1 pseudogene is annotated in these 320 nt (G+C 54.1%); it reads right to left on the bottom strand.

Annotated features, from left to right (window positions below):
* A pseudogene (locus DW724_RS15510) lies at positions 1-269 on the bottom strand (MobT family relaxase); the annotation flags it as partial.
* Between the last annotated feature and the right edge of the window lie 51 nt (positions 270-320).

Below are 320 nucleotides of genomic sequence, written 5' to 3'. Positions count from 1 at the left end.
GTCGGCACATGGAGCAGTCCTGCATGGTCGTTGATTGCAAGGTCAATACGCTTGAATACGCAGCCCTCGGCGGCACAGTCGCGCATAAACTCATACCACGACCGCTTCTGTCCGCGCAGGTAGCACTCAAACTCACGGCAGCCGCGCCCGCGCAGTTCCAGCAGCACACCCTTTTCTTCATCGGGCGAAGACAGAACAAGAATGTTTCCGTGCGTAAAGCGATAGGAATAGCCGTACACGCCGCCGTCCTCGGAGATTACATATTTCATGTTCAGCCGCAGAATTTTTTCAAGTACATATCGCGCGTCCGTTGTCTTGAA

Origin of the sequence: Butyricicoccus sp. AM27-36 (genome assembly GCF_003480945.1) — a bacterium.
Classification (GTDB): domain Bacteria; phylum Bacillota; class Clostridia; order Oscillospirales; family Butyricicoccaceae; genus Agathobaculum; species Agathobaculum butyriciproducens.
The sequence above is the reverse complement of the archived record's forward strand: the minus strand, read 5'-3'. Positions and strand labels throughout refer to the sequence as shown.